The 14,744-nt window shown below is 57.3% G+C and carries 14 protein-coding genes, 1 tRNA gene and 3 pseudogenes; 10 read left to right on the forward strand and 8 right to left on the reverse strand.

Features of this window, described 5'->3' with window-relative positions; translation table 11 throughout:
• Nucleotides 1-345: 345 nt before the first annotated feature.
• Nucleotides 346-1,260 carry an autotransporter outer membrane beta-barrel domain-containing protein gene (locus T3A99_RS05510; RefSeq protein WP_160892616.1) on the forward strand — a complete coding sequence of 305 codons (915 nt, stop codon included), beginning with the start codon at nucleotides 346-348 and terminating at the stop codon, nucleotides 1,258-1,260.
• A 221-nt stretch (nucleotides 1,261-1,481) separates the two neighbouring features.
• Complete coding sequence (locus T3A99_RS05515) at nucleotides 1,482-3,107, forward strand: NADP-dependent glyceraldehyde-3-phosphate dehydrogenase (protein WP_047226581.1); 1,626 nt, start codon at nucleotides 1,482-1,484, stop codon at nucleotides 3,105-3,107.
• An 18-nt stretch (nucleotides 3,108-3,125) separates the two neighbouring features.
• On the opposite strand, the gene T3A99_RS05520 is transcribed toward T3A99_RS05515, so the two are convergent.
• A complete protein-coding gene (locus T3A99_RS05520; RefSeq protein ID WP_107322532.1) occupies nucleotides 3,126-4,019 on the reverse strand; it encodes a DMT family transporter in 894 nt (297 codons plus the stop codon).
• A gap of 134 nt (nucleotides 4,020-4,153) precedes the next feature.
• Between T3A99_RS05520 and T3A99_RS05525 the strand changes: the two genes are divergently transcribed.
• Nucleotides 4,154-4,591 (forward strand): Lrp/AsnC family transcriptional regulator, encoded by a 438-nt coding sequence (locus T3A99_RS05525; protein ID WP_047226583.1) that lies wholly within the window; start codon nucleotides 4,154-4,156, stop codon nucleotides 4,589-4,591.
• Between the two features lie 41 nt (nucleotides 4,592-4,632).
• Here T3A99_RS05525 and T3A99_RS05530 read toward each other — a convergent pair whose 3' ends face one another.
• Nucleotides 4,633-5,976 carry a hypothetical protein gene (locus T3A99_RS05530; RefSeq protein WP_047226584.1) on the reverse strand — a complete coding sequence of 448 codons (1,344 nt, stop codon included), beginning with the start codon at nucleotides 5,974-5,976 and terminating at the stop codon, nucleotides 4,633-4,635.
• Nucleotides 5,977-6,379: 403 nt separating this feature from the next.
• Nucleotides 6,380-7,051, reverse strand: a complete 672-nt coding sequence (locus T3A99_RS05535; protein WP_039588756.1) for a Bax inhibitor-1/YccA family protein — start codon at nucleotides 7,049-7,051, stop codon at nucleotides 6,380-6,382.
• Nucleotides 7,052-7,175: 124 nt separating this feature from the next.
• On the opposite strand from T3A99_RS05535, the gene T3A99_RS05540 reads away from it, so the two are divergent.
• Nucleotides 7,176-7,263, forward strand: a tRNA-Ser gene (locus tag T3A99_RS05540).
• A gap of 117 nt (nucleotides 7,264-7,380) precedes the next feature.
• Here the strand turns inward: T3A99_RS05540 and T3A99_RS05545 are convergent.
• Nucleotides 7,381-7,806 carry a hypothetical protein gene (locus tag T3A99_RS05545; RefSeq protein ID WP_322834029.1) on the reverse strand — a complete coding sequence of 142 codons (426 nt, stop codon included), beginning with the start codon at nucleotides 7,804-7,806 and terminating at the stop codon, nucleotides 7,381-7,383.
• A gap of 30 nt (nucleotides 7,807-7,836) precedes the next feature.
• A complete protein-coding gene (locus tag T3A99_RS05550; RefSeq protein WP_322834030.1) occupies nucleotides 7,837-7,986 on the reverse strand; it encodes a LysR family transcriptional regulator in 150 nt (49 codons plus the stop codon).
• Nucleotides 7,987-8,252: 266 nt separating this feature from the next.
• Between T3A99_RS05550 and T3A99_RS27820 the strand changes: the two are divergent.
• The 3 genes and pseudogenes from T3A99_RS27820 to T3A99_RS05560 form a co-directional block, all read left to right on the forward strand.
• Nucleotides 8,253-9,014 (forward strand): annotated as a pseudogene (locus tag T3A99_RS27820) (MCP four helix bundle domain-containing protein); the annotation flags it as partial.
• A complete protein-coding gene (locus T3A99_RS27825; protein WP_416221545.1) occupies nucleotides 9,012-9,875 on the forward strand; it encodes a methyl-accepting chemotaxis protein in 864 nt (287 codons plus the stop codon). The pseudogene T3A99_RS27820 and the gene T3A99_RS27825, both read left to right, overlap by 3 nt.
• A 151-nt stretch (nucleotides 9,876-10,026) precedes the next feature.
• Nucleotides 10,027-10,938 carry a GntR family transcriptional regulator gene (locus T3A99_RS05560; protein WP_322834032.1) on the forward strand — a complete coding sequence of 304 codons (912 nt, stop codon included), beginning with the start codon at nucleotides 10,027-10,029 and terminating at the stop codon, nucleotides 10,936-10,938.
• 26 nt (nucleotides 10,939-10,964) lie between these two features.
• Here T3A99_RS05560 and T3A99_RS05565 read toward each other — a convergent pair whose 3' ends face one another.
• Entirely contained in the window at nucleotides 10,965-12,008 is a 1,044-nt protein-coding gene (locus tag T3A99_RS05565) for an AbrB family transcriptional regulator (RefSeq protein WP_322834033.1), read from the reverse strand.
• A gap of 65 nt (nucleotides 12,009-12,073) precedes the next feature.
• On the opposite strand from T3A99_RS05565, the gene T3A99_RS05570 reads away from it, so the two are divergent.
• Both T3A99_RS05570 and T3A99_RS05575 read left to right on the forward strand, forming a co-directional pair.
• Nucleotides 12,074-12,322 carry a hypothetical protein gene (locus T3A99_RS05570; RefSeq protein ID WP_322834034.1) on the forward strand — a complete coding sequence of 83 codons (249 nt, stop codon included), beginning with the start codon at nucleotides 12,074-12,076 and terminating at the stop codon, nucleotides 12,320-12,322.
• A complete protein-coding gene (locus T3A99_RS05575) occupies nucleotides 12,319-12,441 on the forward strand; it encodes a hypothetical protein (RefSeq protein WP_322834035.1) in 123 nt (40 codons plus the stop codon). The genes T3A99_RS05570 and T3A99_RS05575 overlap by 4 nt, the downstream gene beginning before the upstream one ends.
• A 60-nt stretch (nucleotides 12,442-12,501) precedes the next feature.
• Here the strand turns inward: T3A99_RS05575 and T3A99_RS05580 are convergent.
• Nucleotides 12,502-13,017 (reverse strand): annotated as a pseudogene (locus tag T3A99_RS05580) (FCD domain-containing protein); the annotation flags it as partial.
• Here T3A99_RS05580 and T3A99_RS05585 point away from each other — a divergent pair.
• Nucleotides 13,003-13,174: pseudogene (locus tag T3A99_RS05585) on the forward strand (SDR family NAD(P)-dependent oxidoreductase); the annotation flags it as partial. The pseudogenes T3A99_RS05580 and T3A99_RS05585 overlap by 15 nt on opposite strands.
• Before the next feature lie 42 nt (nucleotides 13,175-13,216).
• Here the strand turns inward: T3A99_RS05585 and T3A99_RS05590 are convergent.
• Complete coding sequence (locus tag T3A99_RS05590) at nucleotides 13,217-14,725, reverse strand: tripartite tricarboxylate transporter permease (protein WP_322834036.1); 1,509 nt, start codon at nucleotides 14,723-14,725, stop codon at nucleotides 13,217-13,219.
• Between the last annotated feature and the right edge of the window lie 19 nt (nucleotides 14,726-14,744).

Raw genomic sequence — 14,744 nt, forward strand, 5'->3', positions numbered from 1 at the left:
CCAAACACTGCGCGACACCCGGCGTACGAATCAAATGGTGAGTCGATGAACCAGAGGGGTTGAAACGGTTGATTGACGTCAATTCACCGATCTAGATAACCGAAAAAAATCAGTTATTTATTGGCACTGATTTCAGTTTGCCATTCATCGTTCATTTTCTTGACGCGACGGCACCGGTCTTCTTGACTACAACGTACTACCCCCGGAAATACAGTCAGGGGCAAGCCTCGGAACCCCGCTACAGCGGACGGCCCGAGGTTTGCCTCAATCCATTCGGTCGCCCCTCGTTCGGGGTAGGAGAGACGCCATAAGCGAGAAACGCATGCGATTGCAAGGCAGGCCCCCATGAAAACTTCCCTCCGTCCACAAGAGATCACTACCACTTTCTACACAATCTCGACTTCGTTGTTACTGTGTTCGTCCATGGAGGTATGGGCCTGGCCCGCCGAGCAGACGTCGCAACCCTGGTATGACCGAACACAGTCCGACAGCCAGGGCGCCGCCTCCACTGACACTGACCCCACCTCCAGCAAGAGTCCCGCCCTCTTCACCTTGCGAAACGACAGCGGCCATACCCAACGCGTGGGCCTGATCAGTGGACAGAACCAGGTCATCACCCGCGTCAATGGCACGCTGGTGACACCGGCCATGGCCGAGCCCGGCAAAGAAGCACTGAACCTGCAAGGCACCCATCTGGGCGCGTACTGGAGCCTGACCGGTCCGGCAGGCTGGCATGTGGATCTGAGTGCCAGCGGCGGGCGCGTCAACGGTTACAGCCGCACCGAGCAAGGCCAGCGTCAGGCCGCTGAAGGCAATGCCGTCACGTTGTCGGTCGAAGGCGGTTTTCCCATCGGTATCAGCGACCATTGGGTGGTCGAACCCCAGGCGCAACTGATCAACCAGCGCATCACCCTTGACAACCCCAATGCCGAGAACGGCTCCGGCAACGAACTGAGCACCTGGAGCGGGCGCGTCGGGGCACGCCTCAAAGGGACGTATCAGGTCAACGGCCTGGGCGTGGAACCCTACGTGCGCACCAACCTTTGGCACACGGTCCAGAGTGCCGACACCTTGACCCTGGACAAAGTCGACAAGATCAGCAGCAGCCGCAAATCTTCCACCGTCGAGGTAGGGCTGGGGTTGGTGGCGCGGGTTACACCGGTGGTGAGCCTCTACATCAGCGCTGACTACAGCAGCGACGTCGACGACAACGACCTCAACGGGCTGATCGGCAGCCTGGGGGTACGGATGCGTTGGTAAACCAGCGCTTCAGGGCGGGTCGCAGCCATGTGTTGGCGACTCGCCATGCCAACCGACAATGAGTCCAGCCTGCCCGCCTCCACACCTGCCTGACGCCGATAAAATCCTGTCCCTCGCCCCCCGGCACTTAAAACGCACCGCCATTTGGGCGTATAACCCTAAAAGCGATTTACGCCTGAAAGCCGTCAGCCCATGGCTCATTTCATTGATGGAGTAACGACATGACCCAAGCCAACCTCTTCGCCAACCTGTTTCCCAGCGCTGCCGATATTCCGCAGGCCTACCGCCTCGAGGGACAGATCGAGCAGCGCGAATACCTGATCGATGGCGTGCTGCAAACCTGGCAAGGGCCGCTGGCAGTTGTTCGCAGCCCGGTGTACCTGGCAGGCCCGCAGGGGGACGAACAAGTGATACTGGGCAGCACGCCGCTGCTGGATGCACAGACCGCGCTCACCGCCCTGGACGCGGCCGTCCGCGCGTATGACCGCGGCCAGGGCCAGTGGCCAACGATGCGCGTTGCAGAACGCATCCGCCATGTGGAGGCGTTCCTGGCGCGCATGCGCGAACAACGCGAGGCGGTGGTCAAGTTGCTGATGTGGGAAATCGGCAAGAATCTCAAGGACTCCCAAAAAGAATTCGACCGCACCTGCGATTACATCGTTGACACCATCAACGCCCTCAAGGAACTGGACCGCCGCTCCAGCCGTTTCGAGCTGGAACAGGATACGCTCGGACAGATCCGCCGCGTGCCGCTGGGCGTGGCCTTGTGCATGGGCCCCTACAACTATCCGCTGAACGAAACCTTCACCACGTTGATTCCGGCATTGATCATGGGCAATACCGTGGTGTTCAAGCCGGCCAAGCTCGGCGTACTGCTGGTGCGGCCGCTGCTGGAGGCATTTCGCGACAGCTTCCCGGCTGGTGTGATCAATGTGATCTACGGCAGTGGCCGGGAAACCGTCAGCGCGCTGATGGCCAGCGGCAAGATCGACATCTTTGCCTTCATCGGCACCAACAAAGCTGCAAGCGATCTGAAAAAACTCCATCCGCGCCCGCACCGTTTGCGTGCCGCCCTGGGCCTGGACGCAAAGAACCCGGGCCTGGTGCTGCCGGATGTGGATCTGGACAACGCCGTCAGCGAGGCGCTGACCGGCTCGCTGTCTTTCAATGGCCAGCGCTGCACGGCATTGAAGATCCTGTTTGTCCACGAAGACCTGGCACCGGCATTCATCGAGAAATTCAACGCCGGGCTGGCCGCCCTGAAACCTGGCATGCCGTGGGAAGATGGCGTGGCACTGACACCGTTGCCCGAAGCGGGCAAGGTCGATTATCTGCAGGCGCTGGTGGCCGATGCCGCCGCCAAAGGTGCGCAGGTGACGAATGAACACGGTGGCGAATCCCGCGGTTCGTTCTTCTATCCGGCCGTGCTCTATCCGGTGAACACTGCAATGCGGGTCTACCACGAAGAACAGTTTGGCCCGGTCGTCCCCATCGTGCCGTACCGGGACCTCAATACCGTGGTCGATTACGTGCTCGAGTCCGATTTCGGCCAACAGTTGAGCATCTTCGGCAACAACCCGGCCGAAGTCGGCAAACTGGTGGACATCTTCGCCAACCAGGTCGGACGCATCAACATCAACGCCCAATGTCAGCGTGGCCCGGACACGTTCCCATTCAACGGCCGGAAAAACTCGGCCGAGGGCACGTTGTCGGTCCACGATGCGCTGCGCACCTTTTCGATCCGCACGCTGGTGGCGACCAAGTTCCAGGACAGCAACAAGGCGCTGATCAGCGACATCATCCGCGGGCGGGACTCTAACTTCCTGACCACCGACTACATCTTCTGACCCGCGCCGAACGATGGGCTATGGCAGGGCTGGACGGCGCACCTTGATGCCCCAGCCCTGCTGCATGCCGGCGGCCGCCAGCAGGATCGCTGCCACACCCAGCCACTGCAGCAACTCGAGGCGATGACCGAAGGCGAACCAGTCGACGAAAATCGCCGCGATCGGATAGATGAACGACAATGCGCCGGTCACTGCGGTGGGTAGCCGTTGAATCGCGCTGTATAGCAACACATACATCACGCCGGTATGAACCATGCCCAGGGTTACCAGGCTAGCCCAGGCCTCGGGCTGCTGCGGCAACGCCGAAAAGTTCGCCCAGGGCGCCAACAGCAACACACCGGTGCTGACCTGGATCAGCGCGATCAAGTGCGGCGGTGTCCCGGTCAGATGCTTGATGATCAACGCCGCAATGGCGTACAGCAAGGCAGCGCCCAACGCCAGGGCGATACCCGTCAGATAGTCGCCGCCACCCTGCCCTTGCTCACCGTGGGCGCTGACGATGGCCAACATGCCGAGAAACGACACCGCCAGCCAGAACAGCTTTTGGGCGGTGATTTTTTCCCCCAGCAACAACGCCGCCAATCCCACCAGCATGAACGGCTGAACGTTGTACACCGCCGTACCGATGGCAATCGACGCGCGGGAGTACGAAGCAAACAGCAGCACCCAGTTGCCCACGATCGCCACGCCACTGAGCACCGCCAGCAAGAAGGTGGTACGCGTCAGGAGACCCGGACGCAAGAATCCGAAACCGGCGCAAATCAGCAGCAAGGTCGCAGCACCGAACACGCAGCGCCAGAACACCACGTCCAGCACCGGCACACCGGAAACCAGCACGAACCAGCCGATGGTTCCGGAAATCAACATGGCGGCGGTCATTTCCAGCGAACCGCGACGTAAGGTCTTGTCCATCTTCAGCCTCCTTCAGCAAGTGGGCACAGTATGCCGAGCCAAAGGGGCGCTCCTCCATGGCACGAGAAAGGCTAAACTGGCTTTCGACCTTTTTTATCAAGGCAACTTCGAGCATTGGCCTAACGGAGTGAAAAATGACTGACGACATCGACCAGATCCTCATCAGCGCTCTGATGGAAGACTCCAGGCGTTCCCTCAAGGCCCTGGCAAACTTGAGCGGCCTGTCTTCCCCCAGCGTCGCCGAGCGCCTTCGAAGGCTCGAAGAGCGTGGCGTGCTCAGGGCGTACACCGTTGAAGTGGACCCCAAGTGCTTCGGCTACCAGCTCCAGGCGATTGTGCGTATTCGCCCGTTACCGGGGCAGTTGCAGGAAGTGGAACGGCAGATCCAGGCCATCGCTGAATTTACCGAATGTGACAAGGTCACTGGCGATGACTGCTTCATCGCTCGGCTGCATGTGCGTTCGATGGAGCAACTGGACACCTTGCTGGACAAGCTCAATGTTCTGGCAGAAACCAACACCGCCATCGTCAAGAAGACTCCAGTCAAGCGGCGATTGCCACCCATGGCATGAACCTGACCCGGCCTCGGTGTCATCCGAGGCCGGGATTTATGTTACTCGAGGTCTTCCAGCTCAGGACTGCGCTGCACTTTTTGCACCTCATCCTGAGGCGCATTGCTTGCTTTCATCAATTTTAGCGGCACGATTTTTTCGCAAGCATTCTTGCCATCGGCATAGACGCCACTGTGGTTACATTTCCAGTCATAGAAGTTGGCCAAGGCCGCGGACAATTGCAGGCTGTAGTCCGTGCTTTGGGTGCCCGGCGTAAAGGGTTGGCCGGCGGGGATGTTCTGGAACCATTTCATCCACTCTTCAGTACCCGGCGCTGGTGGGTTGGCCTGGAAAGTCGGGTTCATGATCGCCAGTTGCTGGTATTCAGCGGTCATGTGACAGCTCAGGCATGAAGCCTGCGGGTTGTCCACCGGCCCATTGAGGCGTCCGTTCCAACCCAGGTGGGTCGGCGGCAGTTCTTTGGTATTGGCATTGATTGCGGTCTGCTTCAACGCAGGGTTGATTTTGGTTTCTGTCGGGGTCGGATTGGTGAACTCGCTGCTGGTCACTTCAGGGTCGTTACCCCACATGATTCCGACCGGCACCAGGTTTTCCCAGTCGCCTTTGCTTTTATCGATGCCGTTGTACTGAAAGGTCCCGAAGAGCCATCCGGTCTCGCTGACACGCGAGTCACGCACGGCAATGTCCATCTGGATCAATGCGACTTTTTTCACGACGCGATCAGTGGATGTAAACGTGACGGCGGTGTAGGCATCCAGCAGCAAGGGATTGGCCAACGACGGCACCGAATTGACATCGATGTCCGCATACAACGCCTTACACACCACGGTGCCGTTGGGGAAGCTCTTGGGCTTTGAAGTGAAGCTCGGGTCAGGGTTCTGCGGATCTTTCCAGACCTGGCCGATGGTAAAGGCACCGATATCGTTATAGATCCCCACCGCATAAGTCTGACCGGACTCCAACTGTGTGTGAGCGAGCTGTTTAGGTTGAATAGGCGCCTCTCGAGTCAGCCCGTGGATGCCTTCACGCCCGCTCGGCCCATAATGCTGCCAGGGCATGTGATACCACTGGCGGACGGCGTTTTTCTGCACATTCCAGTTGGTCTCGGCGTTGCCCTCCAGACAGTATTGCTTGACGCCCTCCATATAGGCTCGCCAGGTTTCAAAATCATTGCTGCGTGTTGTTGGCAGAATCTTGAAGAACGCTGGCATCGACGCGGCGCCAGGGGCAGTGGTGGGATAGTTCTGGCTGAGCTGGAACGCAGGGCCGGAATATTCACTCTTGGGAGGGGCGAAGCCGAAATCAGGGAAGGTGCCGGCATTGGCCATGGACGACCCGCCGGCCAAGGTCATGAGTACAAGGATCTTTGCGTGGGACTTAATCATCGGTATCTCCTTATAGGGGCAACGCCTGCCAAATCATCGATCTCCTGATTGATGCGCAGGGCTTCCTTTGTTATTGGGCCAGGGCGCGTTGCCCCCGCCGGCTCACGGTTAACGCTCAGTGACGTGCGTACACCTCCTTGGCGCCTGAAAAACGGGCGCAATCAGACCTGGCTCGGATAGCCGAATGCGAACGATATCGGGGGGGAACGTGGCGAAGATTTCGCGCGGTGGTTGACCGGTTTACCTCATGCCGCCCCTGGCAATGCAATCCCTTGTCATAGTTGTAGATCAATTATTCAAAGGCGCCATCACGATTCGGCTTTTTTGCGGGCAATTGGCCATAACGAAAAATCGGGGACGAAAAAAAGCCCGCCGAAGCGGGCTTTCCATATCACGCATGCAATCAGTCGTCGCGACCCATCAGGCCGAACAGCTGCAACAGGCTGACGAACAGGTTGTAGATCGATACATACAGGCTGATGGTCGCCATGATGTAGTTGCGCTCGCCGCCGTGGATGATGGCGCTGGTCTGATACAGGATGCAGACCGACGAGAACAGCACGAAGCCGGCGCTGATTGCCAGTTGCAGGCCGCTGATCTGGAAGAAGAAGCTGGCAACTACCGCACCGAGCAACACGAAGAAGCCTGCGGTGATGAAACCGCTCAGGAAGCTCATGTCCTTGCGGGAGATCAGCACGTAGGCCGACAGACCACCGAACACCAGCGCGGTCATGGCGAATGCCGAGCTGACCACTTCGGCGCCACCCTGCATTCCCAGGTAACGGTTGAGGATCGGGCCGAGCAGAAAGCCCATGAAGCCGGTCAGGGCGAAGGCCGAAACCAGGCCCCAGGCCGAATCGCGGAGCTTGTTGGTGAGGAAGAAAAGGCCGTAGAAACCGATCAGCACCACGAAGATGTTCGGGTAGCCGACGCGCATCTGTTGTGCAACGAAGGCCATCACACCGCTGAAAGCGAGCGTGAGTGCCAGCAGGCCATAAGTGTTGCGCAGGACGCGGCTAACCTCTAGCTGCTCAGCCTGCACGCTGTTGTTCACTGCGTAATCCTGTTCGCGCATGGCGACACTCCTCCGGTTTTGAAACATTCAGTGGCAAGGATGATAACAGACGCTCTGTAACAAGCTACGTAGAGAGTTTGACAGTGTGTTTCATTCGGGTATTATGGCGCCCGCAACGCAATACGGAGGTGTGGCCGAGTGGTTTAAGGCAACGGTCTTGAAAACCGTCGACTGTAACAGGTCCATGAGTTCGAATCCCATCGCCTCCGCCATATTTGTACGATAAAGCCCTGATTATTCGGGGCTTTTTCGTTTCTGTGATTTGGTAAAAAGCCCCAGCCCACACTTCAGCCCACACCCTGGATGGAGTATTGCTTTTCGACCAGCAGCTAGTTTTTCGAACGGTCTTTTGTCCCTGCACTTCCGAAGCACCGCTGTAGACAGTGGCGGCGAAGGCATCCAACGCCACCGACGGCACATTCACAGTGAACTGCGTGGTGAAATCCAGAGTGGCCGCATTGAGCGCCTTGTAGGCATTGAGCGTGAACTGAGTGGTGGTGCCGAGCTTGATGCCCAGGGTCGGCACGCCCGTCCTCCACCCCACGGATCACGGCTGACCCAATCTTCTCTTCAATATCGAATTTGATTTGCGGATAGAGCGCGACAAAGCCGGCCACGTCGTCCAGCAGAAACTGCGACAGCGCCGAGGTGATCGCGTGGATTCGAACATGGCCTTTGATCCCCAAAGCGTATTCGCCCAGCTCGCTGTCGAGCTGCTCCAGGGTCTGCTTCAACCGCCGGGCGTAAAACAGCATCGACTGCCCTGCCGGCGTCAGCTCCACACCTCACGCATTGCGTATCAACAGCGGCGAGCCGACCTGAAGTTCCAGCTCGCTGATGCGCTTGCTGATCGCCGATACCGCCAGATGTTTGATGCGGGCCGCCCGCGTCAGATTGCGCTCCTGCGACGAAGAGATCCCGGCTCGTAAGGCCATAGCGCAATGGGAAAGCCTTGCTTCTACGTTCAGCGGCTAAATGAATGCCTATTAACGTCTAAATAGCCAAAGAAGGAAACTTGAACAAGCGCACCTTCAAGCCCTTTATACCCAAAGAAAACTCAAAAATGCGGGATTAAAGTCAGTTAGAGATCTAAAAACAATGTCATATTGACACACTAAAATGCAATGTTATTTTGGGCGGCACAGATACACGCATCCAGCCAAGGCCTGGGTCGCCCTACTCCACCAAAGGGATACTGAACATGCTGTCACGACAACTCTCAATCGCCAGTCGAATGGTTCTGGGGTTCGTAATCATCGCAGCGTTCAGTGTCGCGCTCGGGGTATTCGCCCTTCGGCAGATTGACGAAGTGCAAGATCAATCCATTCAGATCAAGGACAACTGGCTCCAGCAGGTTCGTGTCTTGGGTGCTGCCAACGCGGCATTGAACAGGTACCGGATGGGGTCGATGCAGCACATCCTTTCGACCAGTGATAAAGACATGCAGTCCTACGAAGAAAAAACTGCAGTTCGCTTGCAGCAGGTTCGCGAACACATGCAAACATATGCGCAGTTGCTGAACAGTGACGCCCAGAAAAATCACTTAAAGGCATTCAACAACAGCTTGGATGTGTACGCAAAAAATCATCTGGAACTGCTCAAACTCTCCGGCCAGGGCGACAAGACCGGCGCTCGGGAATTTTTGAGGACGATTCGCGACTCCTACGATCAGATGACCAAGAATTTCGATGACCTGATCGATCGCGCCAATCAAGGCGCCGAGGTCGCCGCCAATCAATCAGTCGAGGCCTACCAACGGGCTGTCAGGGGTGTCGTGCTGGGCATCATCATCGTCAGCATTGGCACGATACTGGTGGCGTGGGTGCTGACGCGTAGCATCACTGCCCCACTGAACAATGCCGTAAGCGTCGCCAGAACCATCGCCGACGGCGATCTGAGTAAACCCATCGAACCAACTGGCAATGATGAAGCCACCCGACTGCTGGAATCACTGGTGATCATGCAGGCCAACCTGATCAAGACACTGGGGCAGATTTCCGGCTCATCCACCCAGTTGACCAGCGCCACCGCGCAGTTAAATACGGTCGCCGAAGCATCGAGCCAGGATATCCAGCAACAGCACACGGAGATTGAACAGGCGGCCACTGCCGTCAACGAAATGACCGCAGCAATTGAAGAGGTTGCCCGCAATGCCCTGTCCACCTCAGAACTCTCGATTGCCTCCAGGGACATCGCGTTGCGCGGTCAGCAACGCATGGTCGAAACCCTTGGCGCCATCGAGACGCTCACCCATGACGTGCAACTGAGCTCCAGGCAAGTCGAAGGTCTGGCGGAGCAGGCCCAAAATATCGGCAAGGTACTGGACGTGATTCGGACCATCGCCGAACAGACCAACCTGCTGGCGCTGAACGCCGCCATCGAGGCTGCGCGCGCAGGCGATGCGGGGCGTGGTTTTGCCGTGGTGGCCGATGAGGTCCGTGCTCTAGCCCACCGGACGGCGCAGTCGACCCGGGAAATCGAAGAGATGATCAGCGGCATTCAGAGCGACACTGATACCGCGGTTGCAACGATGCTCAGCAGCAGGGAAAACACCCGGCTCACCCTTTCGTTGGCTCAGTCCACACAAAGCGCCCTGGCAGAAATCGTCGCTGCCAATGACAACATCAACCAACGCAACCTGATGATCACCACCGCGACCGAGGAGCAAGCCCATGTGGCGCGATCGGTAGACCGTAACCTGCTCAACATCCGGGACTTGTCGGTGCAGTCGGCAACCGGCTCCCAGCAGACCACCCGTGCGTCTCACTCGCTCGGCCTGCTGGCGCTTGAACTGAACTCAATGGTCCGGCACTTCAAGATGTAACGCTGCTCCGTGCATTTTTTTGCACAATTCCACGCTAATAAATAGTCATCTGCCTCGAAGCCTGATCGAATCAGTGCAAAGGCTTTATTGGGTCTCACGGTCCGGGCTCAACCGGATCGTGATTGTTCCACTCCATTAAGTGAACACAGCCATGGCTCCAAGCGCACTTGTGCAACGAATCGCAGCGCAGATCCGTCAGAAAATTCAGACCGGTACATTATCTGAGGGCGACCACCTCAGCGCGCAAAAGGTCGCCGATGAGTTCAACGTCTCCCGCTCTCCAGCGCGAGAGGCGCTGGTATTGCTTTCACAGCAAGCGGTTCTCGAACAGTTGCCCAATCGAGGGTTTTTCGTTCTGCAAATGCTGCAGGATCCCTCCCAGGAAAAAGACGAAGTCGTGCCTTTGGAGGAGCCAGACGCATACTACCGGCTCTCCGAAGACTGGCTGAACAACGCCATTCCCGGTGAAGTCACCGAGCAGTTTCTGCGTACCCGCTATGACCTGACCAAAGCCCAGGTCATCGACATTCTCAATCGAGCCGCCAAGGTCGGTTGGGCCGCACCCAAGCCGGGTTATGGCTGGCGCTTTCTGGATGTCGCAAAAACGCCGGAAAGCCTCGAGCAAATTTACAAGGTCCGCTCGCTGATTGAACCGGCGGCACTGCTGGAGCCGACTTACCTGCACGACCTGCCCAAGCTCAAACAACTGAAAAAAGAGCAACAGGACATGCTCGACGGCGGCATTGAAAGCTTGCCGGCCGATGTTCTGCTGAAAAGCGGTATTCGTTTCCACGAAGAGTTGATCAAGCTCTCCGGCAACCCGCTGTACCACATGATTCTCATACAGTTGAACAACATGCGGCGGCTGATCGAATACCGCTCAATGATTGACCGCAAACGTCTCTACAAACAGTGTGCCGAACACATTCAGATGATCGAACTGGTGGAACAGGGCAACAACCTCGAGGCGGCGCATTTGATGAAACAGCACCTGAGCGGCTCGTTCGCGCAAAAATCGCCGATCCTGCAACTTCGACCGGAATCCGCCGCGATTGTTGAGTAACGACGCGCAACTGTGTATGTCCTCTCTCAGGACTGCTGCAGGCGTTTCAACCAGAAGCGATGGACCGGTTCAGCGCATAGCATCACCACCACAAGCCGCATGATCTGCATCGCCGTGACGATCCCGACGGCCAGATTCAAGGCCTCGGCCGTCAGATACATTTCCGTGCTGCTACCCGGCATCATGCCCAATGCCAGCGTCATCACCGGCACCTCCAGCCACTGCCCCATCACCAGCCCTAACGCCAAGGTGCAAATAATCATGCTCAGGGTGAACAACGAAACCTTAAGCAGGAAGGTTGGCGAATTTCTGAAGAAATGGCGGTCGAAGTAACCCCCGAGGGCACAACCGATCATCAACTGCCCGTAGTTGCTCAGTTCCATGGGCAATGCGGTATGCAGATTGAACATCGCGGTGGTGACGGCACATAGGGCCATCGGACCGAACATCCAGGGATTGGGCAGCTTGCACCGCTTCCAGATGATGGCCGTCAGCGCCCCTCCCATCAGCAGCGGCAACAGCCAGTGCCAATCGCTGGGCAAGCGGGCATGCACCACCGACGGCGAGACTAGCGCGGAAAAAAACATCACCGGTGGCACGCACAGCACGATCAGCACCAGGCGCACGCTGTGGGCGGCGGCGATCTGGCTGACATTGGCCTTGTGCCTGATCCCCGATTGAATCATTTCCGAGAAGTTGGCCGGCATAAAAGCGAAAAACGCCGTCGTCAGGTCCATTCCCCTACGTCTCATGAATTCGATGCCCAGCAATGCCAGCAGCAGCGTCAGGAAGGCTGCGAACAACATCATCATGAAATGCCCGAGGATATGCTCCAGCACAATCGGCGTGAAATGCAGACCGATGGAGGTCGCAATCATCCACTGCCCTGTCAGGCGCCCATTGGGAATTTCCCCTACCCTCCAACCTATGCAGCGCACAAGGATTACCGCCAACATCGATCCGATGATCCACGGCAGTGGCCAGTTGAGGTAACTGGCGAGCAACGCCCCGGCGATCCCTACGAGCGGTGTTGCCCACCACGATCTCATCGAAGAGAAGAACGCTTTCATGCTGTCAGTCCATCGAAATCCAGCCACACAGGAAGGCGACATGGCAAGCATGCCGCCAGCGCAGATTGCATTTTATTGCATTAATATTCAATTTCCACAAGCTTTTTGCCCAAATCAACACGCTGCCCGGCCATGGCAGGGTGCTGGTAGTCGATGATGGCAGCAGCGATCGCGACGCGCTGTTCGGAGACGTGATCGCCGAGGACTTACTGAAGAATGGCTGGACCGGCGCGCTGGTCTACGGCTACATCCACGACAAAGCCGCGTTGCGCGATATGCCGATCGCCATCAAGGCGCTGGGCAGCTCGCCGTGAAGACGGTGAAGCGCAATGAGGGGCAGATCAGACTCCCTGTTGAATTCGCCGGACACACCATGGCCGACGGTGACCTGTTGTGCAGCGACGATGACGGTGTAGAGCCGATCGTCAGCTGACGATCGATAGCTCAAGGCGGCGCTGGTACTCCAACTCATCCTTGGCCTCTTTATCGGTTTTTACCGCCCGACGACATCGAGGTGGTTGCGCAGAAAATCCGCAGCGGCTTCGCGCTGTCCACTCTCGATGAGATCCAGAAGATGGATGTGTTCCTTGCACTGGTTGATCAACCGAGGCCAATTCACGCTGGCTTTATAGGCCATGAACCGCCGCAACTGGTTTTGTCTGCGGATAGCCTCAAGAAAAAATGCGTTGCCCGAGCATTGCACCACCAGTTCATGGAGCTGCGCACCGATCTGGAACAGCTGCGATCGCGACAGTTTGAAGATGTCGCCATCGAGCAGTTGTTGCTGCGCCTTTCGAGCTTTGGCAAATGCAACCTTGTCCACCACGTAGCCGGGCTCGAGCACTGCGGCAGGTTCAATCGCCATCCGAAACCGGTAACTCTGGATGTGGGTCTTGGAGTCATGCAGGAAACTGTTGATCTCCCAGCCCTGCCCCGGCTTGCGCTCGATCATCACTTCATTGGTCAGGCGGCTCAAAACTTTCATGAGCTGCCCGTTATCGACGGCATGGCCGGAAGAAGTTGGGGGCGGGTGATTAACATATCCTCGGTCAACGCCCAGCTAGGCCAAGTGGGTCAGGTCAACTACTCATCACGGATTTACCCGTGCCCTTGCACGGGAAGTCGGCCCCCGCGGTGTCACAGTCAATACCGTCTCGCCCGGCTACTGCCAATAGGTGGGCTGCATTAAACAGCCCGCCCAATCCAGCTTAATCGTCTTCTTGCAGCCTGATGCCCCGAACATGAAGCAGGTGGGGAACCAACAGTACCAGAATCGTTAACGTCAGAAATGCCGCAGATATGGGTTGCGTCACAAACACCATCCAATCGCCCTGACTGATGGACAATGCGTTGCGTAGTTGTTTTTCAGCCATCGGCCCGAGCAGCATTCCCACGATGACTGGAGCAACGGGAAAATCAAATCGGCGCATGAGCACGCCACCCCAACCGATCCCCAGCATCAACAACAAATCGAACGAAGAGTGGCGCATGCCATACACGCCGATGGTGGCAAATACCAGGATCCCCGCATTGAGGTATGGACGAGGGATCTGTAGCAACTTCACCCATAGCCCCACCAAAGGAAGGTTAAGCACGAGCAGTATCAGGTTCCCGATGTAAAGAGAGGCAACCAGTGTCCAGACCAAATCTCCCGAAGTTTGAAAAAGCATCGGCCCCGGCTGCAAGTTGTAGTTCTGGAACGCGGCCAACAGAATCGCCGCCGTTGCCGAAGTCGGAATGCCCAGCGTCAGCAGCGGTACCAACGAACCGGTCGCGCTCGCGTTGTTAGCTGCTTCGGGGCCAGCGACGCCTTCAATGGCGCCTTTACCTTTGCTAGCTGCAAACTCCTCCGGGTAGTTACTCAGCTTTCGCTCTGCCGAATAGGACAGAAAAGTAGGGATTTCAGCGCCGCCGGCTGGAATAGAACCGAAGGGAAAACCAATCACGGTTCCCCGGATCCAGGCGGGAATAGATCTTTTCCAGTCGGAGCGCGTCATCCACAAGGAAGTCATCCTATGCCGGCCGGCCGCTTCCTCTTTTTGGTAGAGAAGGCTGTACAAGGCTTCACCTACGGCAAATAACCCGACAGCCACTAGCACAACTTCAATGCCATCGACCATCTCAGGGACACCCAAGGTGTAACGCGCTATTCCCGATGTAGAGTCCAAGCCAATCAATCCAATAGTCAGCCCAATACCCAGAGACGCGAAACCACGCAGCATGGACGCTCCCAGTACCGCCGACACCGTGGTGAATGACAAGACTAGAATCGCGAAGTATTCCGCGGGGCCAAATTTGAGCGCCAGTGTCGCAACGATTGGTGCAAACAACGTCAGCAGCAATGTTGCGATAGTGCCGGCCACAAATGACCCTATCGCTGCCGTAGCGAGTGCAGGGCCAGCACGTCCATTGCGGGCCATGAGATTGCCCTCCAGGGCCGTGACCATGGAGGATGATTCGCCTGGGGTATTCAGCAAAATAGATGTGGTCGAACCACCGAACTGAGCACCGTAATAGATTCCCGCAAACATAATCAGAGCGCCGGTTGGATCGACCTTGGCGGTAATCGGCAGTAGTAAAGCAACCGTCAAAGCAGGTCCAATGCCAGGCAGTACGCCGATTGCGGTGCCGAGCAAACAGCCGATAAAGCCCCACATCAAGTTGATCGGATCTAGCGCCGAAGCGAAGCCCGATGCCAAGCTTAAGAGAATTTCCACCGCGTTATCTCCTTCAACC

Origin of the sequence: Pseudomonas sp. N-137 (genome assembly GCF_034555295.1) — a bacterium.
GTDB lineage: Bacteria > Pseudomonadota > Gammaproteobacteria > Pseudomonadales > Pseudomonadaceae > Aquipseudomonas > Aquipseudomonas rhizophila.

What these genes read in the sequence shown, in the direction of transcription:
- T3A99_RS05545 (WP_322834029.1), bottom strand. Translation starts at nt 7,806, where the DNA reads ATGCTGTTTTACGCCCGGCGGTTGAAGCAGACCCTGGAGCAGCTCGAC.
- T3A99_RS05515 (WP_047226581.1), top strand. Translation starts at nt 1,482, where the DNA reads ATGACCCAAGCCAACCTCTTCGCCAACCTGTTTCCCAGCGCTGCCGAT.
- T3A99_RS05560 (WP_322834032.1), top strand. Translation starts at nt 10,027, where the DNA reads ATGGCTCCAAGCGCACTTGTGCAACGAATCGCAGCGCAGATCCGTCAG.
- T3A99_RS05550 (WP_322834030.1), bottom strand. Translation starts at nt 7,986, where the DNA reads ATGGCCTTACGAGCCGGGATCTCTTCGTCGCAGGAGCGCAATCTGACG.
- T3A99_RS05510 (WP_160892616.1), top strand. Translation starts at nt 346, where the DNA reads ATGAAAACTTCCCTCCGTCCACAAGAGATCACTACCACTTTCTACACA.
- T3A99_RS05535 (WP_039588756.1), bottom strand. Translation starts at nt 7,051, where the DNA reads ATGCGCGAACAGGATTACGCAGTGAACAACAGCGTGCAGGCTGAGCAG.
- T3A99_RS05565 (WP_322834033.1), bottom strand. Translation starts at nt 12,008, where the DNA reads ATGAAAGCGTTCTTCTCTTCGATGAGATCGTGGTGGGCAACACCGCTC.
- T3A99_RS05525 (WP_047226583.1), top strand. Translation starts at nt 4,154, where the DNA reads ATGACTGACGACATCGACCAGATCCTCATCAGCGCTCTGATGGAAGAC.
- T3A99_RS05530 (WP_047226584.1), bottom strand. Translation starts at nt 5,976, where the DNA reads ATGATTAAGTCCCACGCAAAGATCCTTGTACTCATGACCTTGGCCGGC.
- T3A99_RS27825 (WP_416221545.1), top strand. Translation starts at nt 9,012, where the DNA reads ATGCAGGCCAACCTGATCAAGACACTGGGGCAGATTTCCGGCTCATCC.
- T3A99_RS05520 (WP_107322532.1), bottom strand. Translation starts at nt 4,019, where the DNA reads ATGGACAAGACCTTACGTCGCGGTTCGCTGGAAATGACCGCCGCCATG.